This window comes from Oerskovia paurometabola, from assembly GCF_016907365.1.
Classification (GTDB): Bacteria; Actinomycetota; Actinomycetes; order Actinomycetales; family Cellulomonadaceae; genus Oerskovia; species Oerskovia paurometabola.
The window spans coordinates 1798621-1824660 of record NZ_JAFBBV010000001.1; the positions used below are offsets into that span (position 1 = coordinate 1798621).

25 protein-coding genes are annotated in these 26040 nt (G+C 73.3%); 24 read left to right on the forward strand and 1 reads right to left on the reverse strand.

Annotation, left to right across the window (positions count from 1 at the left end; translation table 11 throughout):
- The first annotated feature begins 3 nt into the window (after nt 1-3).
- The 22 genes from JOD48_RS08080 (at nt 4) to JOD48_RS08185 (ending at nt 22753) form a co-directional block, all read left to right on the forward strand.
- Complete coding sequence (locus JOD48_RS08080; protein ID WP_307824042.1) at nt 4-510, forward strand: DUF4233 domain-containing protein; 507 nt, start codon at nt 4-6, stop codon at nt 508-510.
- Nucleotides 511-533: 23 nt separating this feature from the next.
- Complete coding sequence (gene ndk / locus JOD48_RS08085) at nt 534-998, forward strand: nucleoside-diphosphate kinase (protein WP_138824817.1); 465 nt, start codon at nt 534-536, stop codon at nt 996-998.
- Between the two features lie 228 nt (nt 999-1226).
- Nucleotides 1227-4811, forward strand: coding sequence for a chromosome segregation protein SMC (gene smc / locus JOD48_RS08090; RefSeq protein WP_204808477.1), 3585 nt, complete (start codon nt 1227-1229; stop codon nt 4809-4811).
- Between the two features lie 168 nt (nt 4812-4979).
- Nucleotides 4980-5399, forward strand: coding sequence for a hypothetical protein (locus JOD48_RS08095; protein ID WP_191790575.1), 420 nt, complete (start codon nt 4980-4982; stop codon nt 5397-5399).
- A 95-nt stretch (nt 5400-5494) separates the two neighbouring features.
- Nucleotides 5495-6664, forward strand: a complete 1170-nt coding sequence (gene ftsY / locus JOD48_RS08100; protein ID WP_191790576.1) for a signal recognition particle-docking protein FtsY — start codon at nt 5495-5497, stop codon at nt 6662-6664.
- A 193-nt stretch (nt 6665-6857) separates the two neighbouring features.
- Nucleotides 6858-8165 carry an ammonium transporter gene (locus JOD48_RS08105; RefSeq protein ID WP_191790577.1) on the forward strand — a complete coding sequence of 436 codons (1308 nt, stop codon included), beginning with the start codon at nt 6858-6860 and terminating at the stop codon, nt 8163-8165.
- Nucleotides 8162-8500 (forward strand): P-II family nitrogen regulator, encoded by a 339-nt coding sequence (locus JOD48_RS08110; protein ID WP_191790578.1) that lies wholly within the window; start codon nt 8162-8164, stop codon nt 8498-8500. Before JOD48_RS08105 ends, JOD48_RS08110 begins: the two co-directional genes overlap by 4 nt.
- A gap of 69 nt (nt 8501-8569) precedes the next feature.
- Nucleotides 8570-10354: a [protein-PII] uridylyltransferase gene (locus JOD48_RS08115; protein ID WP_204808479.1), complete on the forward strand. Its 1785-nt coding sequence runs from the start codon at nt 8570-8572 to the stop codon at nt 10352-10354.
- A 58-nt stretch (nt 10355-10412) separates the two neighbouring features.
- Complete coding sequence (ffh, locus tag JOD48_RS08120) at nt 10413-12035, forward strand: signal recognition particle protein (RefSeq protein WP_204808481.1); 1623 nt, start codon at nt 10413-10415, stop codon at nt 12033-12035.
- Between the two features lie 117 nt (nt 12036-12152).
- Nucleotides 12153-13271 carry an amidohydrolase family protein gene (locus tag JOD48_RS08125; RefSeq protein WP_204808483.1) on the forward strand — a complete coding sequence of 373 codons (1119 nt, stop codon included), beginning with the start codon at nt 12153-12155 and terminating at the stop codon, nt 13269-13271.
- Between the two features lie 250 nt (nt 13272-13521).
- Nucleotides 13522-13956: a 30S ribosomal protein S16 gene (gene rpsP, locus JOD48_RS08130; RefSeq protein WP_030150614.1), complete on the forward strand. Its 435-nt coding sequence runs from the start codon at nt 13522-13524 to the stop codon at nt 13954-13956.
- The gene (locus JOD48_RS08135) at nt 13956-14195 is read left to right on the forward strand and encodes an RNA-binding protein (RefSeq protein WP_030150613.1); all 240 of its coding nucleotides are present in this window, start codon (nt 13956-13958) and stop codon (nt 14193-14195) included. The genes rpsP and JOD48_RS08135 overlap by 1 nt, the downstream gene beginning before the upstream one ends.
- Nucleotides 14196-14455: 260 nt before the next feature.
- Nucleotides 14456-15070: a ribosome maturation factor RimM gene (rimM, locus tag JOD48_RS08140; RefSeq protein WP_204808484.1), complete on the forward strand. Its 615-nt coding sequence runs from the start codon at nt 14456-14458 to the stop codon at nt 15068-15070.
- A 1-nt stretch (nt 15071) separates the two neighbouring features.
- Nucleotides 15072-15899 (forward strand): tRNA (guanosine(37)-N1)-methyltransferase TrmD, encoded by an 828-nt coding sequence (gene trmD, locus JOD48_RS08145; RefSeq protein ID WP_204808486.1) that lies wholly within the window; start codon nt 15072-15074, stop codon nt 15897-15899.
- Between the two features lie 162 nt (nt 15900-16061).
- Complete coding sequence (rplS, locus tag JOD48_RS08150; RefSeq protein ID WP_191790584.1) at nt 16062-16421, forward strand: 50S ribosomal protein L19; 360 nt, start codon at nt 16062-16064, stop codon at nt 16419-16421.
- 236 nt (nt 16422-16657) lie between these two features.
- Nucleotides 16658-17359 carry a signal peptidase I gene (lepB, locus tag JOD48_RS08155; protein ID WP_204808488.1) on the forward strand — a complete coding sequence of 234 codons (702 nt, stop codon included), beginning with the start codon at nt 16658-16660 and terminating at the stop codon, nt 17357-17359.
- On the forward strand, nt 17356-18144 hold the full coding sequence (gene rnhB, locus JOD48_RS08160; protein WP_204808490.1) for a ribonuclease HII: 789 nt from the start codon (nt 17356-17358) through the stop codon (nt 18142-18144). Before lepB ends, rnhB begins: the two co-directional genes overlap by 4 nt.
- A 67-nt stretch (nt 18145-18211) precedes the next feature.
- Nucleotides 18212-18511, forward strand: a complete 300-nt coding sequence (locus JOD48_RS08165; protein ID WP_024840525.1) for a DUF2469 domain-containing protein — start codon at nt 18212-18214, stop codon at nt 18509-18511.
- A 172-nt stretch (nt 18512-18683) separates the two neighbouring features.
- Nucleotides 18684-19040 carry a YraN family protein gene (locus JOD48_RS08170; protein ID WP_204808491.1) on the forward strand — a complete coding sequence of 119 codons (357 nt, stop codon included), beginning with the start codon at nt 18684-18686 and terminating at the stop codon, nt 19038-19040.
- Nucleotides 19040-20578: a YifB family Mg chelatase-like AAA ATPase gene (locus tag JOD48_RS08175; RefSeq protein ID WP_191790588.1), complete on the forward strand. Its 1539-nt coding sequence runs from the start codon at nt 19040-19042 to the stop codon at nt 20576-20578. The genes JOD48_RS08170 and JOD48_RS08175 overlap by 1 nt, the downstream gene beginning before the upstream one ends.
- Nucleotides 20571-21794 (forward strand): DNA-processing protein DprA, encoded by a 1224-nt coding sequence (gene dprA / locus JOD48_RS08180; protein WP_204808494.1) that lies wholly within the window; start codon nt 20571-20573, stop codon nt 21792-21794. Before JOD48_RS08175 ends, dprA begins: the two co-directional genes overlap by 8 nt.
- Nucleotides 21795-21811: 17 nt before the next feature.
- Nucleotides 21812-22753: a tyrosine-type recombinase/integrase gene (locus JOD48_RS08185; protein ID WP_204808496.1), complete on the forward strand. Its 942-nt coding sequence runs from the start codon at nt 21812-21814 to the stop codon at nt 22751-22753.
- Between the two features lie 156 nt (nt 22754-22909).
- Here JOD48_RS08185 and JOD48_RS08190 read toward each other — a convergent pair whose 3' ends face one another.
- Entirely contained in the window at nt 22910-23452 is a 543-nt protein-coding gene (locus JOD48_RS08190) for a M23 family metallopeptidase (RefSeq protein ID WP_307824043.1), read from the reverse strand.
- A gap of 641 nt (nt 23453-24093) precedes the next feature.
- Between JOD48_RS08190 and rpsB the strand changes: the two genes are divergently transcribed.
- On the forward strand, nt 24094-25068 hold the full coding sequence (rpsB, locus tag JOD48_RS08195) for a 30S ribosomal protein S2 (protein WP_191790591.1): 975 nt from the start codon (nt 24094-24096) through the stop codon (nt 25066-25068).
- A 105-nt stretch (nt 25069-25173) separates the two neighbouring features.
- Entirely contained in the window at nt 25174-26013 is an 840-nt protein-coding gene (gene tsf / locus JOD48_RS08200) for a translation elongation factor Ts (RefSeq protein WP_191790592.1), read from the forward strand.
- Nucleotides 26014-26040 lie beyond the last annotated feature (27 nt).

A 26040-nucleotide genomic window follows, 5' to 3' on the forward strand; every position in this document is an offset into this window, starting at 1 on the left:
CGCGTGAGCTCCAGCATCGAACCGGCCGACAAGCCGGCAGAGCAGGCCCGGCCCGCCGCGTCCTCCGCCCCCTCGGGCGAGGACGCGGCGGCCCCGCCCCGCATCAAGGCCAAGAAGTCCGCGAAGGTCCAGTTCACGTCGACGACGCTGCTGCTGGAGGCCTTCCTCGTGCTGTTCGCGACCCTCGTCGCGTACGGCCTGCGGACCGTGCCCTACGCGTGGCCGGACCGGATGCAGGTGCCCTCGGGCCCGGCGATCTGGATCGTGGGCGGGACGCTCATGGTCGTGCTGATCCTCCTCAGCCGCATGGTCGGCGGGCCGGGCGGGTACGTCGCGGGCTCGGTCGTGCAGCTCCCCGTGATCGCGTGCGGCTTCGCGGTGCCGCTGATGTTCCTTGTCGGGGGCATCTTCGTGGTCCTGTGGATCGTGTCGCTGCGGCTCGGCGGACGGATCGACCGCGAGCGGGCGGCCTACGACGCCGAACACCCGGAGACCGCACCGAACATGTGAGGACGCCCGGTAGGGTCGTGCGCATGACTGATGTTGCAGCCCCCGTCGTCGCCGACGCGCTCTCCGAGACCATCGAGCGCACCCTCGTCCTCGTCAAGCCCGACGGCGTCCGTCGCGGCCTGTCGGGAGAGATCCTCCGCCGCGTCGAGGCCAAGGGGTACACCCTGGCCGCCGTCCAGCTCCTGGACGCCACCCCCGAGCTCCTCGCGGCGCACTACGCCGAGCACGAGGGCAAGCCGTTCTTCGCCCCGCTCGTCGACTTCATGCTCTCCGGCCCGATCCTCGCGGTCGTGGCCGAGGGGCAGGGCGTCATCCCGGGCTTCCGCTCGCTCGCCGGCACGACCGACCCCACCGCGGCCGCCCCCGGCACCATCCGTGGTGACCTGGGTCGCGACTGGGGCCTGAAGGTCCAGCAGAACCTGGTCCACGGCTCGGACTCCCCGGAGTCCGCGGCCCGCGAGATCGCGCTCTGGTTCCCCGGTCTCTGAGCCCCCTCGCACCGCTCGCAGGCGCCCCCGTCGACGGACGGGGGCGCCTGTCCTCGTCGGCGTGGAGCGCGGGGAGGGACGAGGGTGGGGGCGCGGGTCGTGGCGGGCCTGGCGGGAGGTCGCGAGGGACGAGCGGTCGGATGGAAGAACCGCGGCCCCACCCCCGTCCTCGCCCTCAGCACCACCGCCTCCCCGTCTCACCCGCAGATCCGCACTAGGCTCTGACCCGTGCACCTCAAGACCCTGACCCTCCGCGGGTTCAAGTCGTTCGCGTCGGCGACGACCCTGCGCTTCGAGCCCGGGGTGACGTGCGTCGTCGGGCCGAACGGTTCGGGCAAGTCGAACGTGGTCGACGCCCTGTCCTGGGTCATGGGGGAGCAGGGCGCCAAGTCCCTGCGTGGCGGCAAGATGGAGGACGTCATCTTCGCGGGCACGGCGGGGCGCCCGCCGCTCGGCCGCGCCGAGGTGTCGCTGACGATCGACAACACGGACGGCGCGCTGCCGATCGACTACTCCGAGGTGACGATCTCTCGGACGCTGTTCCGCAACGGCGGGTCGGAGTACGCGATCAACGGCTCGTCGTGCCGGCTGCTGGACATCCAGGAGCTGCTCTCGGACTCTGGCATCGGGCGAGAGATGCACGTGATCGTGGGGCAGGGGCAGCTCGACGCGGTGCTGCGGGCGACGCCCGAGGAGCGACGCGGCTTCATCGAGGAGGCCGCCGGGGTCCTCAAGCACCGCAAGCGCAAGGAGAAGGCGCTGCGCAAGCTCGACGCGATGCAGGCGAACCTCACGCGGCTCGGGGACCTGACGGCGGAGATCCGGCGTCAGCTCGGGCCGCTCGGACGCCAGGCGCAGATCGCGCGCAAGGCGCAGGTCGTGCAGCGGGACCTGCGCGACGCGCGGGCGCGGCTGCTCGCGGACGACCTCGCGCAGCTCACGGCGACCCTCGAGCAGGAGATCGCGGACGAGTCGGCGCTGCGGGCGCGGCAGGCCGAGGTCGAGCGATCGCTCGCCACGGCACGCGAGGCGCTGGGAACGCTCGAGGCGCAGGCCGCGGCGGCGGCCCCGGCCCTGGCCCGGGCGAGCGACGTCTGGTACCGGTTGTCGTCGCTCCAGGAGCGCCTGGGTGGGACCCGGACGCTCGCGGCGGAGCGGCTGCGCCTGCTGGGGCGGCCGGAGACCGTCCAGCGAGGCCAGGACCCGAACGACCTCGACGCCCAGGCGGCGCGAGCGCGGGCCGCGGAGCAGGAGCTCGAGTCGGAGGTCGCCGTCGCACGGGCGACCCTCGAGTCGGCCGTGGCCGAGCGGACCGCGGTCGAGGCGCAGGCGCAGACGGCGGAGCGGGCGCTCGCGACGCTGCTGCGCGGTGCGGCGGACCGTCGCGAGGGACTGGCCCGGCTGGCCGGCCAGGTCGCGGCGCGCCGGTCCCGCGTCGAGGCGACCGAGGCCGAGATCGGGCGTCTGCGGGAGAGCCTCGCGGAGACCGAGCGACGCGGGAACCAGGCGAACCTCGAGTTCGCGTCCCTCGAGACGCAGGTCGTGGGCGTCGAGGAGGGCGAGGAGGGCCTGGACGCCGAGCACGAGGAGGCGGCCGACGCCGTCGAGCGGACCGCGGCCGTGGTCACGGGGCTGCGTGCCGAGGAGCAGACCGCGGACCGTGACCGGGCGACGTGGAGCGCACGCGTCGAGGCGCTCGAGATGAGCCTGGTCCGCAAGGACGGGGCGGGCGCGCTGCTGGCGGCTGACGGGGTGGCCGCGCTCGGGTCGTTGGCGGCGCTGCTGAGCATCGACGCGGGGTACGAGGACGCGATCGCGGCGGCGCTCGGCCCGGCCGCGGACGCGGTCGCGGTCGAGAGCCTCGAGGCGGCGGTCGACGCGCTGCGTCACCTGCGGCAGGAGGACGCGGGGCGGGCGAGCCTCGTGGTCGGCGGGGGAGCGGGCCCTGCGTCGGCGGCGAGGAGCGGCGTGGCCGCGACGAGCCTGCCCGACGGCGCCGCGTGGGCCGCGCAGGTGGTGACGCCCGCGCGCTCGGTCGCCGTCGCGGTCGAGCTCCTGCTCGACGGGGTGGTCGTCGTCGAGGACCTGGCCCAGGCACGTGCTCTCGTGGCGGCGTCGCCCGAGGTCACGGCGGTCACGAAGAGCGGGGACCTGCTCGGCGCGCACGGCGCGTGGGGCGGCTCGGCGACCGCGCCGAGCGTGCTGCACCTGCAGTCGGCCCTGGACGAGGCCCAGGCGGCCCGCGACGACGCGATCGCTCGCGGTGAGCGGACACGGTTCGCGCTCGTGGGGGCGCTCGAGGAGGCCGAGGAGGCGCAGCAGCGCTACGACGCGACCCTGGAGCGGCTCAACGAGTCCGATGCCGCGCTCGCCGCGGTCGCCGAGCAGCTCGGGCACCTGGGAGCCACGGCCCGTGCGGCCGCCGCCGAGTCGGCCCGGGTCCGGGCGAACCTCGAGAAGGCGCAGGTCACGCTCGTGGCCGAGCAGGCCGAGCTCGAGACCCTGGTCGCTCGGCACGACGAGGCCGAGGCGGCACCGGAGCAGACCGAGGAGTCGGTCGCGGCGGCGACCGCCGCCCGGGACGAGGCCAACGGCCTGGCGACCACCGCACGCGCGGCCGAGACCGAGGCACGCCTCGCGCTGCGTACGAGCGAGGAGCGGGCCCGTGCACTGACCGGGCGGGCTCAGTCCCTGGCCCGGGCGGCGGCGACCGAGCGGGCAGCGCGCGAGCGGGCCGCGGCGCGCGAGGCCGCCCGGGTGCGTCAGGCGGCCCGTGCGGAGGCCGTGCGCGACGGAGCCGAGACGGCGCTGGCGGCGATCGAGCGGTCGCTCGCACGCGCTCGTGACGAGCGGGACGCTGCCGAGGTCGCCCGGGGAGAGCTCGACGCGGCCGTGACCGCCCGTCGCTCCGAGGTCGACGTGCTCGCGGCACAGCTACGGGAGCTGACCGACGTCGCGCACCGCGACGAGGTGGCCCGGACGCAGCAGCAGCTGCGGATCGAGCAGCTCCAGGAGCGCAGCGTCGCCGAGCTCGGCCTGGACCCGGAGGTCCTGCTCGACGAGTTCGGTCCCGACCGGCCCGTCCCCGTCCTCGCGGAGGACGGCACCGTGCGCGAGGACGAGGACGGCGAGCCCGTGAGCGAGCCCTACGTCCGGGCGGCGCAGGAGAAGCGCCTGCGCTCGGCCGAGCGTGCCCTCGGGCAGCTCGGGAAGGTCAACCCCCTCGCGCTCGAGGAGTTCGCCGCGCTCGAGGAGCGTCACACGTTCCTCACGACCCAGCTCGCGGACCTCAAGAAGTCCCGGGCCGACCTGCTCGAGATCGTCCGCGAGATCGACGAGCGCGTCGAGCAGGTCTTCACCGAGGCCTACCACGACACCGCGGAGCAGTTCGTGCACGTCTTCGGGCGGATGTTCCCCGGGGGCGAGGGGCGCCTGGTGCTGACCGACCCCGCGAACATGCTCACGACCGGCATCGAGGTCGAGGCCCGCCCGGCGGGAAAGAAGGTCAAGCGGCTGTCGCTGCTGTCCGGCGGCGAGCGCTCGTTGACCGCGGTCGCGCTCCTCGTCGCGATCTTCAAGGCCCGCCCGAGCCCGTTCTACGTCATGGACGAGGTCGAGGCCGCGCTCGACGACGTCAACCTGGGGCGTCTGCTCGAGATCTTCCGTGAGCTCCAGGAGGACTCGCAGCTCATCGTCATCACGCACCAGAAGCGGACCATGGAGATCGCGGACGCGCTGTACGGCGTCATGATGCGAGGCGACGGCGTCACGACCGTCATCAGCCAACGGCTGCGCGACGAGGTCGGCGTGTGACCGACGTCTCGGGTGGCCCGGCGCTCGGCCCCCGTGCCGACCGCTCGTGGCCCATGATTCGTGAACCGCACGATCTCGCGGGTCCTGCGGTGTGAAGATGCTGTATCGATCATCGGACTCGCCGGTCTCGGTCGGTGCTCACCCGGTCGTCCCGGTGATACTTGACGGATGCTCTGGATGTTCGTGTTCCTCGGGATCGCGCTCGTGGCGGCCGTCGTGGTCTTCCTGTTCGCGAGCGTCGTCACGCGCATCGACGACCGCAACGAGCGCCAGGGACCTCCGGTCGGCATCAAGGGGTTCTGGCGCGACTTCCGCTCGGGGCTGTCGAGCTGGCGCCGACGGTCGGACGAGGACCGCGAGGCAGCCTCGGCGACACCCGTCGACACCGGCATGGAAGAGTTCTTCGCCGCGACCGAGGTCGTCGACCCGGCCTACATGGACGCCGACGAGATCACCGACGCACTGCACCGGGCTCGTGAGCGGGCCACGCACACGCTCCACGTGGCCACCGTCCGGCGTCCGCACACCGGCGCCGTGCGTTCGGTCCCTGCGACGCCCCCTCCGGGTCCGGCCGCTCCCCAGGACTGAGGGTGCCACCCGGGGCGCGGTGAACGCTCGGCCCGCCGTCCGGCCCCGCTGACCCGCGGCCCGCACGTCGCGCTCGGATTTGAGAGACTGCGACGGTGAACGATCTCCTCTGGCTCTGGATCACCCTCGCCGTCCTCGTCGTCGCCTCGGTCGGCTTCGTCGGCTTCCGCCGTCGCCCTGGTGCGCGCGCCACCCTTCCGCCCCCCACGCCGGGCAGCAGCCCCGACGAGCTCCCTGCGACCGAGGGAGAGCCCCTGCCAGGGGCCGTGGCCACGGTCGAGGCACCGGCCGACCTGGAGGCCCCGCCCGCGGTCGAGGTCCCCGAGGCAGTCGGGGGCCGGCTCGCCCGGCTGCGCGGCCGCCTGGCCCGGTCGGGTTCGCCGCTCGGCTCCAAGCTGCTCGCGGTGCTCTCGCGCGACCACCTGACCGAGGACGACTGGGACGAGCTCGAGGAGACGCTGCTGCTCGCCGACGTCGGGGCCGGCCCGGCGGGAGAGCTCATCGAGTCGCTGCGTACCCGCGTGCGGGTCCTGGGCGTCCGTGACCCGGCGAGCGTCCGCGCGCTGCTGCGCGAGGAGCTCGTCGCCCTCGTCGACCCGAGCCTGGACCGCTCGCTCGCCACGGACCCGCAGACGGCCGACGACGGTTCCCGGCTCCCCGCCGTCGTGCTCGTCGTCGGGGTCAACGGCACGGGCAAGACGACGACCGTGGGCAAGCTCGCCCGCGTCCTGGTGGCGGAGGACCGCACGGTCGTGCTCGGCGCGGCCGACACGTTCCGCGCTGCGGCCGCCGACCAGCTCGAGACGTGGGGCGCCCGCGTCGGCGTGCGCACGGTGCGCTCCGACCGCGACGGGGCGGACCCGGCCGCGGTCGCGTTCGACGCGGTCCGCACGGGCCGGTCCGAGGGAGTCGACGTCGTGCTCGTCGACACGGCCGGCCGCCTCCAGAACAAGGCGGGTCTCATGGACGAGCTCGGCAAGATCCGGCGCGTGATCACCAAGGAGGCGCCGCTCTCCGAGGTCCTGCTGGTCCTGGACGCCACGACGGGCCAGAACGGCCTCAACCAGGCACGGGTCTTCGGCGAGATCGCGGGCGTCACGGGCATCGTGCTGACCAAGCTCGACGGCACGGCCAAGGGCGGCATCGTCGTCGCGGTCCAGCGTGAGCTGGGCGTGCCGGTCAAGCTCGTGGGCCTGGGGGAGGGCCCGGACGACCTGGCGCCGTTCGACCCGCAGGAGTTCGTCGACGGGCTGCTGGGCGACTGACGTCGCCCGTGGCCACCACGTCCCGGGGGCGGGCTGCCCCCGGGACGGCCCCGGACCCGCCGGGAAACGCAACGTTTACACACGAGTGCTCCCCGTTACACCTCCGTCACCCCGCGCGCGTCGCGGGGAAACCCCGCTGTCCGAGTCTTGACCTGTCCGGCCGCCCGGCTGGCGAGGTGAGAGGCGACAGCGCATGCCCTTCGAACTTGACACTGGAAACACGGCCTGGCTCCTGACGTCGGCCGCCCTGGTGCTGCTGATGACCCCGGCCCTGGCGTTCTTCTACGGCGGCATGGTCCGCGGCAAGAGCGTCCTGAACATGATGATGATGAGCTTCGGCGCGATCGCCGTCGTCGGGATCATCTGGGTGCTGTGGGGCTACTCGATGACCTTCGGGTCCGACGTGGCGGGGGTCTTCGGCAACCCGACGGAGTTCTTCGGACTGGCCCCCCTGACCGACGACGCGAACAGCCTCCTGGCGGGCAGCGGCGTCCCGGCCCTCGTGGCGGCGGGGTTCCAGGCCACCTTCGCGATCATCACGGTCGCTCTGATCAGCGGTGCGATCGCCGACCGCGCCCGCTTCGGCGCCTGGCTCGTCTTCGCGGGCGTCTGGGTCACCCTGGTCTACTTCCCGCTGGCCCACATGGTGTGGGGCGGCGGCCTCCTCGGTGCCGGCGAGAACGGCATCGCGGCCGCGATCTACGGCGTGACCGACGGGATCGCCAACGTGGCCCCCATCGACTTCGCCGGCGGCACGGTCGTCCACATCAACGCCGGTGTCGCGGGCCTGGTGCTCGCGCTGATCATCGGCAAGCGCAAGGGCTTCGGCAAGGAGCCCATGCGTCCGCACAACCTCCCGTTCGTGATGCTGGGCGCAGCGCTCCTGTGGTTCGGCTGGTTCGGGTTCAACGCCGGCTCCGCAGGTGCCGCCAACGAGGTCGCCGGCCTGGCCTGGGTCAACACGACGGTCGCGACGTGCGCGGCGATGGGGGCCTGGCTCGTCACCGAGCGCCTGCGTGACGGGCACGCCACGAGCCTGGGTGCCGCGTCGGGCGTCGTCGCGGGCCTGGTCGCCATCACGCCGGCCGCCGCCGCGGTCAACCCGATCGGTGCGATCGCCCTGGGTGCCGTCGCCGGTGTCCTGTGCGCCCTCGCGGTCGGCCTCAAGTACCGCTTCGGCTACGACGACTCGCTCGACGTCGTCGGGGTCCACCTGGTCGGCGGCCTGGTCGGTACCGTCCTGATCGGCCTGCTGGGCACGGACACGGGCCTGCTCTACGGCGGCGGGATCGACCAGCTGGTGATCCAGGTCGTCATCGCGCTGGCCGCCGTGATCTTCTCCGGCGCGCTCACGTTCGTCATCGGATTCGTCATCAAGGTGACGATGGGCTGGCGGATCAGCGAGGAGGCCGAGGTCGGCGGCATCGACCTGGCTGAGCACGGAGAGACCGCATACGAGACCATCGCACAGGGTCGTGTCATCCAGGAGGTCAGGGCATGAAGCTCGTCACAGGAATCATCCAGCCGCACCGTCTCGACGACGTGAAGTCGGCGCTCGAGGCAGCAGGGGTCCGCGGCATGACGGTCAGCGAGGCCAGCGGCTACGGCCGGCAGAAGGGGCACACCGAGGTCTACCGCGGTGCCGAGTACACCGTGGACCTGGTCCCGAAGGTCCGCGTCGAGATCCTCGTGGACGACGAGGACGCCTCGACGGTCACGGAGGTCGTCGTCAAGGCGGCTCAGACCGGTCGCATCGGTGACGGGAAGGTCTGGACCGTGACGGTCGATGACGTCGCACGTGTCCGCACCGGCGAGCACGGACCGGGTGCCCTGTAGGGCGACCGGTCGGGCCGGGCGGCACGAACAGCGACGACGGGGTACGGCGGGGGCGACGGAAGGGTCGAGATGACCGGGACGACGAAGGCAGGAACCCCGCGCGACGCCGAGGAGCCGACGCAGGCCCCGCACCCCCCCGGGGTGCGGGGCCTGCGGGCCGAGATGCTCGCGGTGGCTCGGAACCTGAGCGGGCCGGGGAGCTCGGGGGTCGCGCGTCGCTCTGCGGTCTGCACGCTCGTGACCGACCGGCTCACGGCGCTGTGGGACGAGGCGACGGCGGGGGAGAGCACCGAGGGGATCGCGCTCGCCGCGGTGGGGAGCCTCGGCCGGGCCGACATGGGGCCGGTGAGCGACCTGGACCTCGTGCTCGTGCACGACGGTCGCGGCCACTCGCCCGAGCAGGTCGCGGCGGTCGCCGAGCGGCTCTGGTACCCCCTGTGGGACGCCGGGGTGGACCTCGACCACGCGGTGCGCTCGTTGTCGCAGTGCCGCCAGGTCGCGTCCAAGGACGTGCCCGCGGCCGTGGGCTGGCTCGACGTGCGCGCGGTCGCAGGGGACCCGCTCGTGGTCCACCGGGCCGCGTCGGCGGTCCTCACGGACTGGCGCTCGGCGTCGCGCCGCCGACTGCCTGAGCTGTTGTCGTCGATCAAGGACCGGGCCGAGCGGTCGGGTGAGCTCGCCTACCTGATCGAGCCCGACCTCAAGGACGCGCGCGGCGGTATCCGGGACGCCGTGGTCCTGTCGGCGTTGGCCGCGACGTGGCTCACGGACCGTCCCCACGGGACCGTCGACCGCGCGTACGCGCACCTGCTCGACGTGCGCGACGCGGTCCAGGTCGTCACGGGTCGCCACACGAACAGGCTCCTGCTCGCGGACCTCGACGAGGTCGCGGCCCTGAGCGGCTACGACGACCCCGACGAGCTCCTGGCGAGCCTCGCCGAGGCGGGCCGGGAGATCTCCTACGCGCTCGACACCACGGTCCGGCGTGCACGCCAGGCGCTCCAGCGTCCGAGCGTGGCCCGGCGTCCGGTCCTCGTGCGGGGTCGGCGGGCCGCACCGCGGCTGCGGTCGGTCGGGGACGGACTCGTCGAGCACGACGGCGAGCTGGTCCTCGCGATCGACGCCCACCCCGAGACCGACCCTCTGCTCGCGCTGCGCGCCGCGGCGACCGCGGCCCGCACGGGGCTGACCCTGTCGCCGGTGTCCGTGAGCAGCCTCGCGCACTGCCCGCCCCTGCCCGAGCCGTGGCCTGCGCTGGCGCGGTCGGCCTTCCTCTCGCTCCTGGGGAGCGGGCCCGCGCAGGTCGCGGTGTGGGAGGCGCTCGACCTCGTGGGGGTCGTGACGACGTGGATCCCCGAGTGGGCGGGGGTGCGCAACCGGCCTCAGCGGGCGGCGGTCCACCGACACACGGTCGACCGTCACCTGGTCGAGACGGTCGCGCGTGCGGCGCGTGACCGCAGGGCGGTCGAGCGGGGCGACCTGCTGCTGCTCTCGGCGCTGTTCCACGACATCGGCAAGCGCTCCGGTGCGCAGGACCACTCCGAGGAGGGTGCGCGCCTCGTCCCGGGCATCCTGCGCCGCATGGGCTTCGGGGACTGGGTGCCCGACGACGTCGCGCGCCTCGTGCGCCACCACCTCACCCTGTCGCGGCTCGCGCTCTCGGCGGACCCGGACGACCCGGCGACCGTCGCCGAGCTCGCCGACGCCGTCGGGCAGCGACGAGACCTCCTGGACGTGCTGCGCGCGCTGACCGAGGCCGACTCCTCGTCGCTCGGTCCGGCGGGCTGGACCGCCTGGCGCGCGCGCCTCGTGGACGACCTCACGGCCGCGACCCGCGCGACCCTGCCCGAGTGACCGTCCCCGACCGGTAGGCTGGGGACTTCCCTGATTCACGAGCGGTAAGGATGACGCGGTGTTCGCCACGCTGTCAGATCGATTGTCGTCGACCTTCAAGAACCTGCGGAGCAAGGGCCGTCTCTCCGAGGCGGACATCGACGCCACGATCCGTGAGATCCGGCGCGCGCTCCTCGACGCGGACGTCGCCGTGCCCGTCGTCAAGGACTTCACCGGTGCCATCCGGTCCAGGGCCTTGTCGGCCGAGGTCTCCGGCGCGCTCAACCCTGCCCAGCAGGTCGTCAAGATCGTCAACGAGGAGCTCGTCGCGATCCTCGGCGGCGAGAGCCGTGGGCTGCGCCTGGCGAAGAACCCGCCGACCGTCATCATGCTCGCGGGCCTCCAGGGCGCCGGCAAGACGACCCTGGCCGGCAAGCTCGCGCTGCACCTGCGCGAGCAGGGGCACACGCCGCTGCTCGTGGCTGCGGACCTGCAGCGCCCCAACGCGGTCAACCAGCTCTCCGTGGTGGGCGAGCGTGCCGGCGTGCCGGTCTACGCTCCGCTGCCCGGCAACCAGGGTTCCGAGGGGGAGTCGGGCACGAGCGTCGGCGACCCGGTCCAGGTCGCCCGCGACGGTGTCGAGACCGCGCGCCAGCGCCAGCACGACGTCGTGATCGTCGACACCGCGGGCCGCCTCGGCGTCGACGCCGAGCTCATGCGCCAGGCCGCGGACATCCGCGACGCCGTGAACCCGGACGAGATCCTGTTCGTCATCGACGCGATGATCGGTCAGGACGCGGTCGCGACGGCCAAGGCCTTCGAGGAGGGCGTCGACTTCACGGGCGTCGTCCTGTCGAAGCTCGACGGCGACGCGCGCGGTGGCGCGGCGCTGTCGGTCGCACGCGTCACGGGTCGGCCCATCCTGTTCGCCTCGACCGGTGAGAAGCTCACGGACTTCGAGCCGTTCCACCCGGACCGCATGGCGTCGCGCATCCTCGACATGGGTGACGTGCTCACGCTCATCGAGCAGGCCGAGAAGGCGTTCGACGCCGACGAGGCCGCGAAGATGGCCGAGAAGGTCGCGAGCGGTCAGGACTTCACGCTCGCGGACTTCCTCGTCCAGATGCAGCAGATGAAGAACATGGGCTCCATGAAGAAGATGCTCGGCATGCTGCCGGGCATGGGGCAGATGCGTGAGGCGCTCGACAACTTCGACGAGCGAGAGGTCGACCGCATCGAGGCGATCATCCGCTCGATGACGCCGGGCGAGCGCGACAACCCCAAGATCATCAACGGGTCGCGACGTGCGCGCATCGCGCGAGGGTCGGGCGTCACGACGAGCGACGTCAACCAGCTCCTCGACCGGTTCGCGGGCGCGCAGAAGATGATGCGCCAGATGAGCCGTGGCGGCGGCATGCCCGGTATGCCCGGCATGGGGAACCTGCCCGGCATGGGCGGCAAGAAGGCTCGCGGGCGCGTCGCGCCGCCGCCCAAGGGGCGCAAGGCGAAGTCGGGCAACCCGGCCAAGCGCGCCGCGGAGGAGGCGGCCCGCCAGGCTCGCGCCCTCGGCGGACCCGCCACGCCCCCCGCGGCGCCGGGCGCGGCATTCGGCGCCCTGGGCGGTGCCAAGAGCGCGCAGAAGTCGCCGGACCCGGTCGACCTCCAGCTCCCGCCCGACCTGGAGAAGTTCCTGGGGCGCTAGCGCGCTAGGTTATGTCCTGCAGGTCACGGTGGCCCTCACCGTGACCCCCGTCCGTCCCGCCCGGCCCCGGTCCTCGACAGGTCGGGCGAGCCCGACCGCCCGAGAACTGGGAGTCCGATGTCCGCGCTCGAAGGCCCCTCGCTGCACCTGCGGGGGCACATCCTCCTGGGAGACGACCGTGAGGTGTCCGACCTCTGGGTCAAGGACGGTCACGTCACGCTGACGCGTCCCTCGGCGCAGGGCACCAACATGGTGGCGCTCGAGGGCTGGGTCCTGCCCGGCCTCGTGGACGTCCACTGCCACGTGGGCCTCGGCAAGGACGGTGCGGTCGACAACGCCACGGCCCAGGCGCAGGCGATCGCCGACCGCGACAGCGGGGCGCTCCTCCTGCGCGACGCCGGTTCCCCCCTGGACACCCGGTGGGTCAGGTCGCGGCGCGACCTGCCGCGCCTGGTGCGTGCAGGGCGCCACATCGCCCGCCCCAAGCGCTACCTGCGCGGCTACGGCCTCGAGCTCGACGACGTCGCACAGCTCCCCGAGGCCGTGCGCCAGGAGGCGCGCGCCGGGGACGGCTGGGTCAAGCTCGTGGGCGACTGGATCGACCGGGACCTGGGCACCGACGGCGACCTGCGCCCCCTGTGGCCCCAGGACGTGCTGACCGAGGCCGTCGCCGTCGCGCACGCCGAGGCCGCGCGCGTCACGGTGCACGCCTTCTCGAGCGAGGTCGTCCCGTCGCTGCTCGCGGCCGGGGTCGACTGCATCGAGCACGGCACCGGGATCCACCCCGACGACATGTACACCCTGTCCGAGCGCGGTATCGCCGTGACGCCCACGCTCCTGCAGATCAGCGAGTTCGAGAACATCGCCCGCCAGGCCGGCGCGAAGTACCCGCTCTTCGCGGCGCGCCTGCGCGACCTGCACGAGCGCCGCTACGAGCAGGTCCGTCAGCTCCACGAGGCGGGCATCCAGCTCCTCGTCGGGACGGACGCGGGCGGGACCATCGGTCACGGCCGGATCGCCGACGAGTGCGCCGAGATGGTGGCCGCAGGCGTCCCGGTCGCCGACGTGGTCGCGGCCGCGAGCTGGCAGGGACGCGAGTTCCTGGGCTACGGCGGGCTCGTCGAGGGATCGAGCGCGGACCTGATCGTGTACCCGGCAGACCCGCGCGAGAACATCGAGGTGCTGCGGCACCCGACGGCGGTGATCTTGCGCGGGGAGATCGTGGCGCCGCTCTGAGCGGTGTGTCGCCTGCGTCGACGTGCGCTGGGCGTGGTCGCGTGAGAGTCGTGGCGCCGCTCTGAGCGGTGCGTCGGCTCGGCTGCGACGCGATGTTGGTCGCCGGGTGCTGCATCTGGCACAATAGCCGGGTACTCGGCGTGCCCGGCCCCTCTCTCCGCGCACCGCCGTGTCCCGACACCGTGCTCACCTGGTCCCCACCGGGAGGACGCACGGGTCACCTCACCCAGAACCAGGAGAGACCACCACAGTGGCCACCAAGATTCGTTTGAAGCGTCTCGGCAAGATCCGTGCGCCGTACTACCGTGTCGTCGTCGCGGACTCGCGCACCAAGCGTGACGGTCGCGTCATCGAGGAGATCGGCAAGTACCACCCGACCGAGGAGCCGTCGCTCATCGACATCTCCTCCGAGCGTGCGCAGTACTGGCTGAGCGTCGGCGCGCAGCCGACCGAGCAGGTTCTCGTGCTCCTCAAGATCACGGGTGACTGGCAGAAGTTCAAGGGACTGCCGGGCGCCGAGGGCACCCTGCGCGTCAAGGGCGAGAAGGTCGACCCGGCCGCTGCCATCGAGGCTGCCGCCAAGGACGCCGAGAAGGTCAAGGCGAAGGCTGCCGAGAAGAAGGCTGCTGCGCCGGTCGAGACCGAGTCCGCTGACGCGGCTGAGGCAGCCGAAGAGCAGGCCTGATGCTCGGCGAGGCGCTCGAGCACCTGGTGCGCGGGATCGTGGACAACCCGGACGCCGTCCGGGTCAACGCGAAGCCGCTGCGCCGGGGCGAGCTGCTCGAGGTCCGGGTACACCCCGAGGACCTCGGTCGCGTCATCGGCCGCGGTGGGCGCACGGCCCGTGCCTTGCGCACGGTGATCGGTGCCCTGTCGGTCGACGGTCCGGTCCGTGTCGACGTCGTCGACGTCGACCGCCGCTGACGACGGCTGAGCGCAAGCCGATACACAGCACGACGTGACGGTTTCGACCGCACGCTGACGAGGCCCGGTCCCCCTCAGGGTGGACCGGGCCTCGTCGTCTGCCCATCACCTCCCGCCCCCGTCGCCGCCCGTCCGACGCCCGCCCGCGTGGTGTGGTCAGGACGTGCGCGCGCACCGCACGGGTGACACGGTGGGAGCGCCCGGCCGCCGGGCAGTTCCCACGCACGACGAGCACGTAACACGACGAGAAGGAGCACACGATGCAGCTCACGGTGGCCCGTATCGGCCGCGCCCACGGACTGCGCGGCGAGGTCGCGCTGGACATGCGCACCGACAACCCCGAGGCGCGTCTCGTCGTCGGGTCCACGATCGACACCGAGCCCGCCGAGGCGGGACCGCTGACGATCGAGCGCGCGCGCCTGCACCAGGGCAAGTGGCTCGTGACGTTCGCGGGCGTGACCGACCGCTCGGCGGCCGAACGCATGCGCGGCATCACGCTCGTCGTCGAGGCCGACGTCTCCGACGAGGAGGACGCCTGGTACCCGCACGAGCTCGTGGGGCTGCGCGCCGAGCTCGAGGACGGAACCGTCGTGGGCGAGGTCCAGGGGCTCGAGCACCTGCCGGCGCACGACCTGCTCGTGCTCAAGGAGACCGACGGCACGCGCACGCTCGTGCCGTTCGTGCACGCGATCGTCCCCGTGGTCGACGTGCCGGGCGGGCGGGTCGTGCTCGACCCTCCGGGCGGCCTCCTCGCACGCGACGCCGACCTGCTCGAGGTCGCCGAGCCGACGCCCGGCTCGGCTGCCGAGGAGGGGGCCGACACGTCCGACGACGACGGCGCGGACGACCGCACGACCGACGGGACCAACGACTGACGTGCGCATCGACATCGTCTCGATCTTCCCCGAGTACCTCGCGGCCCTCGACCTCTCGCTCGTCGGGAAGGCGCGCGTCGCGGGCCTGCTCGACCTGCGCGTGCACGACCTGCGCGACTGGACCACCGACCGCCACCGGACCGTCGACGACACGCCCTTCGGCGGGGGAGCGGGCATGGTCATGCGCCCCGACGTCTGGGGGCAGGCCGTCGACGAGCTGACCGCGACCGGACCCGCGCACCTGGTGGTGCCGACGCCGTCGGGCACGACGTTCACCCAGCGCACCGCGGAAGCCCTGGCGACCGAGGACCAGCTCGTCTTCGCGTGCGGGCGCTACGAGGGCATCGACGCCCGCGTGGCCGAGCACTACCGTGCGGCCGGGCACCGCGTGAGCGAGCTCTCGATCGGCGACTACGTGCTCAACGGGGGAGAGGTCGCCTCGCTCGTCATGGTCGAGGCCGTCGCCCGCCTGCTGCCCGGGGTGATCGGCAACCCGGAGTCGCTCGTCGAGGAGTCCCACGGCGCTGCCGGGCTGCTGGAGTACCCCGTCTACACCAAGCCGCCCGTCTGGTCGGGCCTCGAGGTGCCCGACGTGCTGCTCTCGGGGCACCACGCCAAGATCCGCCGCTGGCGACGCGACCGGGCGCTCGAGAAGACCTCCGCCCGCCGACCCGACCTGATCGCGGCCCTCGACACGAGCACCCTGGACAAGCACGACCGGGCGTTCCTCGCCTCGCTGGGCTGGGAGGTGCGCGGGGGAGCCCTGCACCGGGCCCCGAGCAGCGCCGGACCCGCCTCCGGTGCCACCGCCGGCGGTGTGGCAGAATAGACCCTTGGTGTGCGCCGGTCGGGCCTCTGCCACAGGGGAAGCCCACCGCACGTCCGCGTGCGCGACCGATCACATGCGAGCACCACCCACGTACTGAACCGGACCCGCCTCGCGGTGGGCCACGAGAACGCGTCTGACCTGTGGCAGGGCGGGGAGAGATCAATGCACACGCTGGACAGCGTCGACGCAGCATCGCTGCGTAGCGACATCCCGGAGTTCCGGGCCGGAGACACCGTCAAGGTCAACGTCAAGGTCGTCGAGGGCAACCGCTCTCGTGTCCAGGCGTTCCAGGGCGTCGTCATCGGCCGCCAGGGTGGCGGCGTCCGCGAGACCTTCACGGTCCGCAAGATCAGCTTCAGCGTCGGCGTGGAGCGTACCTTCCCGGTGCACTCCCCGACCCTCGAGTCGATCGAGCTCGTCACGCGCGGTGACGTCCGTCGCGCCAAGCTGTACTACCTGCGCAAGCTGCGCGGCAAGAAGGCGAAGATCAAGGAGAAGCGCGACGCGCTCCCCTCGAAGTGACCCGAGCCTGACCTCACGTCAGCCTCGTCGCACGCCCACGGGCGGCCACCTCACGGTGGCCGCCCGTCGGCGTTCCGGCGCCTGCCGACCGGCCCACGGCAGCAGCCGCCGGTTTCGCCCGACGGCCCGCGCAGTGGCACAGTGAGCGCGTGACAGACAGCGCCGCACCGGCAGCAGCCCGACCCGAACCCGTCCCCGGCGCGACGCCGCCGGCGCGGACGGACGCCAGGAGCCAGATGGAAGCAGGGTCTGCCCCGGCGCGGCCCGCGCCCGGTCGCGGCTCGCTCCTGCGCGAGACCGTCATCATCCTCCTCAGCGCGCTGGTGCTGTCGTGGTTGATCAAGACGTTCCTCGTGCAGGCGTTCTTCATCCCGAGCGCCTCGATGGAGGACACCCTGGTCGAGGGGGACCGGGTCATGGTCTCGCGCCTCGTCCCCGACGCGTTCGACGTGCACCGTGGCGACGTCGTGGTCTTCAAGGACCCGGGGGGCTGGCTCCCGCCGTACGTGGCCCCGGACCGCGGGACCGTCGGCAACGCCGTGACGTCGGCCATGACGTTCGTGGGGCTGCTCCCGCAGGACACGGGGGAGCACCTCATCAAGCGCGTCATCGGAACCCCGGGCGACCGGGTCGTGTGCTGCGACGCGCAGGGACGCGTGAGCGTCAACGGCCAGCCGGTCGACGAGACCTACATCAAGCCGGGGTCCGTCCCGAGCCAGGACCCTTTCGACGTGGTCGTCCCGGAGGGCATGCTGTTCGTCATGGGTGACAACCGGCAGCACTCGGCCGACTCGCGGTACAACACCGGCAAGCCGGGCGGCGGGTTCGTGCCGGTCAGCAACGTCGTCGGGACCGCGTTCGTCAAGGTGTGGCCGCTGAGCGACTTCACGCTGATGCGCAACCCGGGCGACGTGTTCGCGGAGGTGCCGGAACCATGACGACCGACCTCGGTGCGCCGCTCGTCGCGGGAGAGCCGGACGTCGCGCCGACCCGGCGCGCGCCCCGCAAGGCCCCCGCGAAGCGGTCGACCGGGCCCAAGCCGCCGACGCTGCGCCACGAGCGCGCGATCCTCGACTCGGGCGCGCGGCTCGTCGCGGGCATGGACGAGGTGGGGCGCGGGGCCCTGGCGGGGCCGGTGAGCGTGGGTGTCGTCGTGGTGGACCTGAGCACGGGCGCGTTCCCGAAGGGCCTGACCGACTCCAAGATGCTGACCCCCGCGGCCCGCGAGGCCATGCTGCCCGCGGTCCGGGACTGGGGGCTCGCGTGGGCCGTGGGGCACGCCGGACCGGCGGAGATCGACGCGCACGGCATCGTCGTGGCGCTGCGGCTCGCAGGCCGCCGCGCGCTGGCCCAGGTGCGGCGCTCGCTCGGCCCGGTCGACGCGGTCCTGCTCGACGGCAAGCACGACTGGCTGACCCGCCCGAGCGCGGACCTCTTCGAGGCGTTCGACCTCGACCCCGAGGACGACCTCGCCCTGCCGGACCCGGCCGTGCGCACACTCGTCAAGGCCGACCTCCAGTGCGCGTCGGTCGCGGCGGCGAGCGTCCTGGCGAAGTGCGAGCGCGACGGCCTCATGACGGGTCTGGCGCGTCAGTACCCGGCCTACGGTTGGGACGGCAACAAGGGGTACGGGGCAGCCGTGCACGTCGAGGCACTCAAGGCCCACGGCCCGACGCCGCAGCACCGGCGGAGCTGGCGGCTCCCCGAGCGCGACGAGGCCTGAGGGTCGGGGCGCGCCGCGCTCGACGCCCGATCCCGGCTTGTGGCACGCGATGGTCCATGATGGTGCAGTGAGCGCCGAAGACCTCGAGAACTATGAGACCGAGATGGAACTGGCCCTCTACCGCGAGTATCGCGATGTGGTGGGCCTGTTCTCCTACGTGGTCGAGACAGAGCGACGTTTCTACCTGGCGAACCAGGTGGACCTCCAGGTCAGGTCGGCCGCAGGCGAGGTGTACTTCGAGCTGCGGCTCGCCGACGCCTGGGTGTGGGACGTGTACCGTTCCGCGCGCTTCGTGAAGTCGGTGCGCGTGGTCACGTTCAAGGACGTCAACGTCGAGGAGCTGGCCAAGGCCGAGCTCCAGCTCTAGCTCGCTCCAGCAGCAGTCCTGCGGCCCCCCAGACCGGGTGGCCGCAGGACTGTCGTGCTCCTGCGCAGGCGAACCGTGCACAGGTCACCGTCTCGAGCCTTCCTCCACAGCCGGGGCCGCCGCAGCCCCGCCGCAGCCGCCGATCGGCCACGGTGTGTGCCGGAGGTGGGACATGAGAGCGAAGGACGCTGTCGGTCGGTACGGGGAGAAGGTCGCCGCAAGGTACCTGGTCGAGGCCGGGTGGGTGGTCCTCGACCGCAACTGGCGGGGCACCCGGGGCGAGCTGGACCTCGTCGCGCGCGACGGGGACGTGCTGGTGGCCGTCGAGGTCAAGACCCGGCGCGGGACCGCCTACGGGCACCCTGCGGAGGCCGTGACCCCTGACAAGCTGGCCCGACTTCGCCGCCTGACCGGGGAGTGGGTCGCGACGCACCCGGTCCGCCCCGCGTCGATACGCATCGACGTCGTCGCCGTGATCCTGCCCGCCGCCGGGGCCGCGCACGTCGAGCATCTCGTGGGGGTCAGCTGATGTCGCTCGGGACCACGTTCGCGGTCTCGCTCGTCGGTCTCTCGGGACACCTCGTGGAGGTGCAGGCCCACCTCGCCGCCTCGGTCCCGGGGTTCACGCTCGTCGGGCTGCCCGACGCGGCCCTGTCCGAGTCGAGGGACCGCGTGCGCGCCGCGATCGCCTCGTCGGGCATCGAGTGGCCCCAGCGCAAGATCACCGTCAACCTGTCACCGGCCTCGCTGCCCAAGGCAGGGTCGGGCTTCGACCTCGCCATCGCCGTCGCGATGCTCGCCGGAGCGCGCAAGATCTCCGTCGCGGACCCCGCGCGCGTCGTGCACCTCGGCGAGCTCGGGCTCGACGGTCGGCTCCAGTCGGTGCGGGGCGTGCTCCCTGCGGTGGCCGCCGCCGTCGCGGCCGGGCTGCGTGACGTCGTCGTGCCCGTGCAGGACGCGGACGAGGCCCGGCTCGTCCCGGGGGCACGCGTCGTCGGCGTCGCGAGCCTGGCGGAGATCGCCGCCCTGTACGGCGCCGAGCTGCCCGGGATCGTGACCCCGAGCGCCGCCGCCCGCCCGGGCCGCACGGCCGGACCGCGACGGGCCGAGGGGGACCTGCGCGACGTCCTGGGCCAGGAGCAGGCGCGGCGCGCGCTCGAGGTCTCGGCGGCAGGCGGTCACCACCTGCTCCTGGTCGGGCCACCAGGGGCTGGCAAGACCATGCTCGCCTCCCGGATCACCGGCATCCTGCCGGACCTCGACGAGGCGGAGGCGGTCGAGGTCACGGCCGTCCACTCGGTCGCGGGGGTCTTCGACCCGGGACAGGGCCTGATCCGCCGCCCGCCCTACGAGGACCCGCACCACACCGCTACCCCGGCGTCGATCGTCGGCGGGGGCAGCGGGCTGCCACGGCCCGGGGCGGCGTCCCGGGCGCACCGCGGCGTGCTGTTCCTCGACGAGGCGCCGGAGTTCGGCTCGCGGGTCCTGCAGACCCTGCGCCAGCCGCTCGAGCACGGCGAGCTCGTCATCCACCGCGCCGCCGGGAGCGCGCGCTACCCGGCCCGCTTCCAGCTCGTGCTCGCCGCCAACCCGTGCCCGTGCGGGCTCGGGATCGGCAAGGGGCTCGAGTGCTCGTGCAGCCCGCTGGTCCGGCGCCGGTACTTCGCCCGCCTGTCGGGGCCGCTGCTCGACCGCGTCGACGTCCAGGTCGAGGTGCGTCCCGTGTCGCGGGTCGACCGGGCGGGCGGGGCCGACGTCGAGTCGAGCGCAACGGTCGCGGAACGGGTCGCCGCGGCCCGTTCCGCGGCCAGGGCCCGGCTCGCGGGGACGCCGTGGAGCACGAACGCCGAGGTGCCGGGGACCTGGCTGCGCGAACGGCTGGGGCCGGACCCGCGGCTGCTCGCGGGGATCGACACGGCCCTCGACCGGGGAACCCTCTCGCTGCGGGGAGCCGACCGGGTGCTGCGGCTCGCCTGGACCGTGGCCGACCTGGCCGGTCGCACCGCGCCGAACGCCGGGGACGTGGGGCAGGGGCTCGCGCTCCGGACGCGAGGTCACCATGGCTGAGGCCCGGCCGACCTTCGACGTCGACGACCCGCTGCTCGCCCGCGCCGCCTGGAGCCGGATCGCGGAACCGGGGGACCAGGTCGCCGGTGCGATCGTCGCGCACCTGGGCGCCGGGGACGCGCTCGCATGGCTCCACGAGGTGGCGTCCGGTGCGGGTCCGCTCGTGCCGGAGGTCCTCGCGTCGCAGGGCGAGCGGCCGTCGGTCGACCGCCTGCTGCGCGCCGTGGAGCGGTGGCGCGGCAGGCTGGCGACCCTCGACCCGTCTCGCGAGCTCCGAGCTCTCGACCGGCTGGGCGGGGCGCTCCTGGTCCCCGGCGACCCGCGATGGCCGACGGCGGTCGACGACCTGGGCGAGGCCGCGCCCCTCGCGCTGTGGGTCCGTGGCGAGAGCGACCTCGCAGGTCTGTCGCGACGCTCGCTCGCGCTCGTGGGCGCTCGCGCGTGCACCGAGTACGGACGCCACGTCGCGGCGGACCTCGCCTCGGGTCTGGTGGACCGGCGCTTCACGGTCGTCTCCGGCGGTGCGTACGGGATCGACGCCGCCGCGCACCGCGGCGCGATCGCCGCACGGGGCCGGACCGTCGCCTTCCTCGCGGGAGGGGTCGACCGCCTCTACCCGGCGGGCAACACCGACCTCCTGCGGGCGGTCCTGGACGAGGGGAGCATCGTCAGCGAGACCCCCCCGGGGTCCGTCCCGAGCAGGGTCCGCTTCCTGCAGCGCAACCGTCTCATCGCGGCCTTCTCCCGGGCGACCGTCGTCGTCGAGGCGGCCTGGCGGTCCGGCGCGCTGAGCACCGCGACACACGCGAGCGCGCTGCTGCGGCCCGTGGGGGCGGTCCCCGGGCCCGTGACCTCGATGGCCTCCGGTGGGTGCCACCAGCTCCTGCGGGACGCCCAGGCCGTGTGCGTGACCGACGCCGACGAGGCCGCCGAGCTGGCCGGGCACGTCGGGGCGGACGCGTCGACCCCGCGCACCGGGCGCTCCGCACCCCAGGACGACCTCGACGAGCTGGGCACCAGGCTGTGGGACGCCCTGCCGTTGCGCGTGTACGCCGCCGTGGACTCCGTGGCGCGGACCGCCGGCCTCGGTGTCGACGAGACCCTCGGCAGCCTCGGCCACCTGGAGCTCGTCGGGCTCGCCGAGCAGTCCGGAGGCCGGTGGCGACGGGCGCCCCGTGCGCCCCAGGGCGTGGGCTCCACGACGCGGAGGCGGTGAGCGGCGACACTGGGACGATGAGCGACAGCGAGCGGCACGGCGAGACGCACCTTCCTCCTGCTCTTGCCGCGGCCGTCGCCGAGTTCGAGCTGCACCTCGACGTCCAACGAGGGCTCTCGGCCCACACGGTGCGCGCCTACGCGGGCGACGTCCGGTCGCTGCTGGCGCGCGCCGTGGCGACGGGCGTGCGGGGGCTCGACGACGTCGACATCGCGGTCCTGCGCGACTGGCTCGCCGATCTCGGGGCGCGTGACCTCGCCCGGACCACGATGGCCCGACGAGGAGCGGCGGCCCGCGCCTTCTTCGCCTGGACGACGAGCACGGGCCGTACGGCGCACAACCCCGCCCTGCGGCTCGCGAGCCCCAAGGTCGCTCGTCACCTGCCGACCGTCCTCGCCGTCGACGCCGCCACCCACCTCATGGAGACCGCCCGTGACGCGGCCGCGGACGGCGACCCGGCGCGCCTGCGTGAGTGGGTCGCGGTCGAGGTGCTCTACGCCTCGGGCCTTCGCGTCGCCGAGCTCGTCGGTGCCGACGTCGACGACGTGGACCTGGGGGAGCGGACGCTGCGCGTGATCGGCAAGGGCGACAAGGAGCGGGTCGTGCCGTTCGGCGTCCCTGCGGGCCGGGCGCTGCGCCGCTGGCTCGACGTGGGGCGGCCCGCGCTGGTGGTGGCGGACTCCGGCCCCGCGCTCCTGCTCGGGGACCGCGGACACCGGTGGGGACAGCGACAGGCGCGCGAGACGGTGCACCGGCTCGCTGCGCTCGCAGGCGTCGACGACGTCGCGCCCCACGACCTGCGGCACAGCGCCGCGACCCACCTGCTCCAGGGCGGCTCCGACCTGCGCAGCGTCCAGGAGGTGCTCGGCCACGCCACGCTCTCCACGACCCAGCGGTACACGCACGTCAGCGCCGACCGCCTGCGTGCCTCGTTCGAGCAGGCCTTCCCGCGGGCGTGAGGGGGGTGCTGCCGGGCGCGGGAACCTCCGGTCGCCGAGAGGGACCGCTCGTGCCCTGGGACCTCGGGCCGTCGAGATGCGGCCAAGCGGGGTCGGGACGGCGCACGAACCCCTGATGGCCGCGTCTCGCGGCGAGTAGAAGGTCCCAGGACGCCGCTAGCGCAGCGGGAGCAGCACGATCGGTTCGCGCGGCCCGAGCAGCGCGAGGGGGTCGACGTACGTGTCGCCGCGACGAACGCCCCAGTGCAGGCACGACACCGGCAGACAGTGTCCGGCGCCCGTGGTGCCGGTCCCTCCGGAACCGCCGGCCCCGTCGCCCGCGCCCTGGACCGTCCCCACGACCTGCCCGCGCCCGACCCGCGTCCCCACGGCAGCGGAGCCGTCGACCGGTTCCAGCGAGCTGCGCAGCCCGCCGTCGTGCAGCACGACCACGACCCCCCGGTCCACGACGGTCCCGGCGAACGTCACGACCCCGGCCTCGGGTGCCACGACGGCGCTCCCAGGAGGTGCCTCGAGGTCGACCCCGCGGTGTCCCGCGAGCCATTCCTTGTCGGGGGGCAGGAACCCACGGAGCACCACGGGATCGCCGGCGACCGGGGACGTCCAGCCCGTGGTCGTGGGGTCCGGGCCCTCGGACCCTCGGGCGGGCAGGACGGGCAGGAGGGACGCGACGAGGACCACCAGGGTGAGCACGGGCACGACCGGGAGCGGGCCCACGAGCAACCGGTCGCTCGCCCTCGCGCGCGACAGGCGGCGTTGGTCTGCCGTCTGGCCGAGCCTCTCGGACGGGGGGCCGGGAGCGTGACGCGAGCGACGTCGTCGGACTGGCGGGGCGAGGTCTTGGAGCGGCCCGGTGGGCCGTGCGGAGGAAGGCACCGCAGCAGCGTCGCGTACCGCAGGACCGTACGGAGCCCTGTCGACCCGCGCTGTGGACGGGGTCCCGTGCGCGCGGCCTGTGCACGGGTCCGGCTGCGGCCCGCGATCAGGTAGACTTAACGCCGCGATCGGCACGTTCACTCGGACGGGCTCCCAGCGCTCCCGACGGTCACCCCAGAGGTCACCGGCAGGGGACCTGGAACCCCCCGCTGCGCGCCGTCGACTTCGCGCGTCACGTCCCCGACTCGCGGCCTTCGCAGGCCGCCGTCAGGGGCCATCCCGACAACGGTCCGGACCCTCGTTCGCCAGGGCCCGGCGTCGGACCATGGTGTGGCGCCAGGGGTGCAGGGCCAATCCCGGCCGGCACCGACAACCGGAATGCACCGACCGGACGCACTGCGACCGGTCGGACGAATGAGCGTGAGCAGCGGGAGGATCCCGCGTCACGCCTGAAAGGAAGTGCCATGGCCGTCGTGACCATGCGCCAGCTCCTCGACAGCGGAGTCCACTTCGGACACCAGACCCGCCGCTGGAACCCGAAGATGAAGCGCTTCATCTTCACGGAGCGCAACGGCATCTACATCGTCGACCTGCAGCAGTCGCTGTCCTACATCGACCGCGCGTACGAGTTCGTCAAGGAGACCGTCGCCCACGGTGGCACGATCCTCTTCGTCGGCACGAAGAAGCAGGCGCAGGAGCCCGTCGCCGAGCAGGCCGCTCGCGTCGGCATGCCCTACGTGAACCACCGCTGGCTCGGTGGCATGCTCACCAACTTCACCACGGTGCACAAGCGTCTGCAGCGCATGAAGGAGCTCGAGGAGATCGACTTCGACGACGTCGCAGGCTCCGGGCTCACCAAGAAGGAGCTGCTCGTCCTCCGTCGCGAGAAGGACAAGCTGACCCGCACCCTGGGCGGCATCCGCGACATGGCGAAGGTCCCCTCCGCCGTGTGGATCGTCGACACCAACAAGGAGCACCTGGCCGTCGACGAGGCGCGCAAGCTGCGCATCCCGATCGTCGCGATCCTGGACACCAACTGCGACCCCGACGTCGTTGACTACAAGATCCCGGGCAACGACGACGCGATCCGCGCCGTCACGCTGCTGACCCGCGTGATCGCCGACGCCGCGGCCGAGGGCCTGCTCCAGCGCCACTCGGGCAACCGCACGGGCGCCGAGGCCGGCTCGGCCACCGAGGCAGAGCCGCTCGCCGAGTGGGAGCGCGAGCTCCTCGCCGGTGCCGAGGCGGAGACCGCCGTGGAGACCGCAGCCGCCGCTGAGGTCGTCGCCGAGGCCGCAGCCGAGACCGCCGTCGAGGCCGAGGTCGTCGCCGAGGCAGCAGCCGAGGTCGCCGTCGAGGCCGAGGTCGAGGCAGAGGCGGCCGTCGAGGCAGCCGCTGAGGCCGAGGCCCCCGCCGAAGAGGCCGACGAGTCCAAGTGACGACGTGGTGCGCGCCCCTCTCCGGAGGGGCGCGCACCCGCCGCACCGCCCGCTCCACGTTCTCCCCGGGGAGCCCCGGGACCCCAGACAGGTAAGGACACCACCATGGCGAACTACACCGCAGCCGACATCAAGGCGCTGCGCGAGCGCACCGGCGCCGGCATGCTCGACGTCAAGAAGGCGCTCGACGAGGCCGACGGCGACTCCGAGAAGGCGCTCGAGATCATCCGCGTCAAGGGTCTGAAGGGCGTCGCCAAGCGCGAGGGCCGCTCGACCTCCGAGGGCCTCGTGGCCGTCGACGTCTCCGAGACCGAGGGTGGCCAGGTCGCCACGCTCATCGAGCTCAACTCCGAGACGGACTTCGTCGCGAAGAACGAGAACTTCCTCAACCTCGCGGCCCGCGTCCTGACCGCCGTCGCCGCCTCGGGTGCTGCCGACGTCGACGCCGCGCTCGCTGCCGACGCCGACGGTGAGTCCGTCCAGCTCGTCATCGACAACACCGCCGCGTCGCTCGGCGAGAAGGTCGTCCTGCGTCGCACCACGCGCGTCGCGGGTGAGCGCGTCACCGCGTACCTGCACCGCACCGCCAAGGACCTGCCGCCGTCGATCGGTGTCGTCGTCGCGACCGACGTCGCCGGTGCGGCCGTCGCCAAGGAGATCGCGCAGCACATCGCCGCGATGTCCCCGACGTACCTGACCCGCGAGGACGTCCCCGAGGACGTCGTCGCGAGCGAGCGTCGTATCGCCGAGGAGACCTCGCGCAACGAGGGCAAGCCCGAGGCCGCGCTCCCGAAGATCATCGAGGGCCGCCTGAACGGCTTCTTCAAGGACGTCGTCCTGCTCGACCAGCCGCTCGCGAAGGACCCGAAGAAGACCGTCGGCCAGGTTCTCGCCGAGGTCGGTGGCACGGTCACCGAGTTCGTGCGGTACCGCGTCGGCGCCTGACGCACTCCTCCGGTGGCCCGGTCCGCG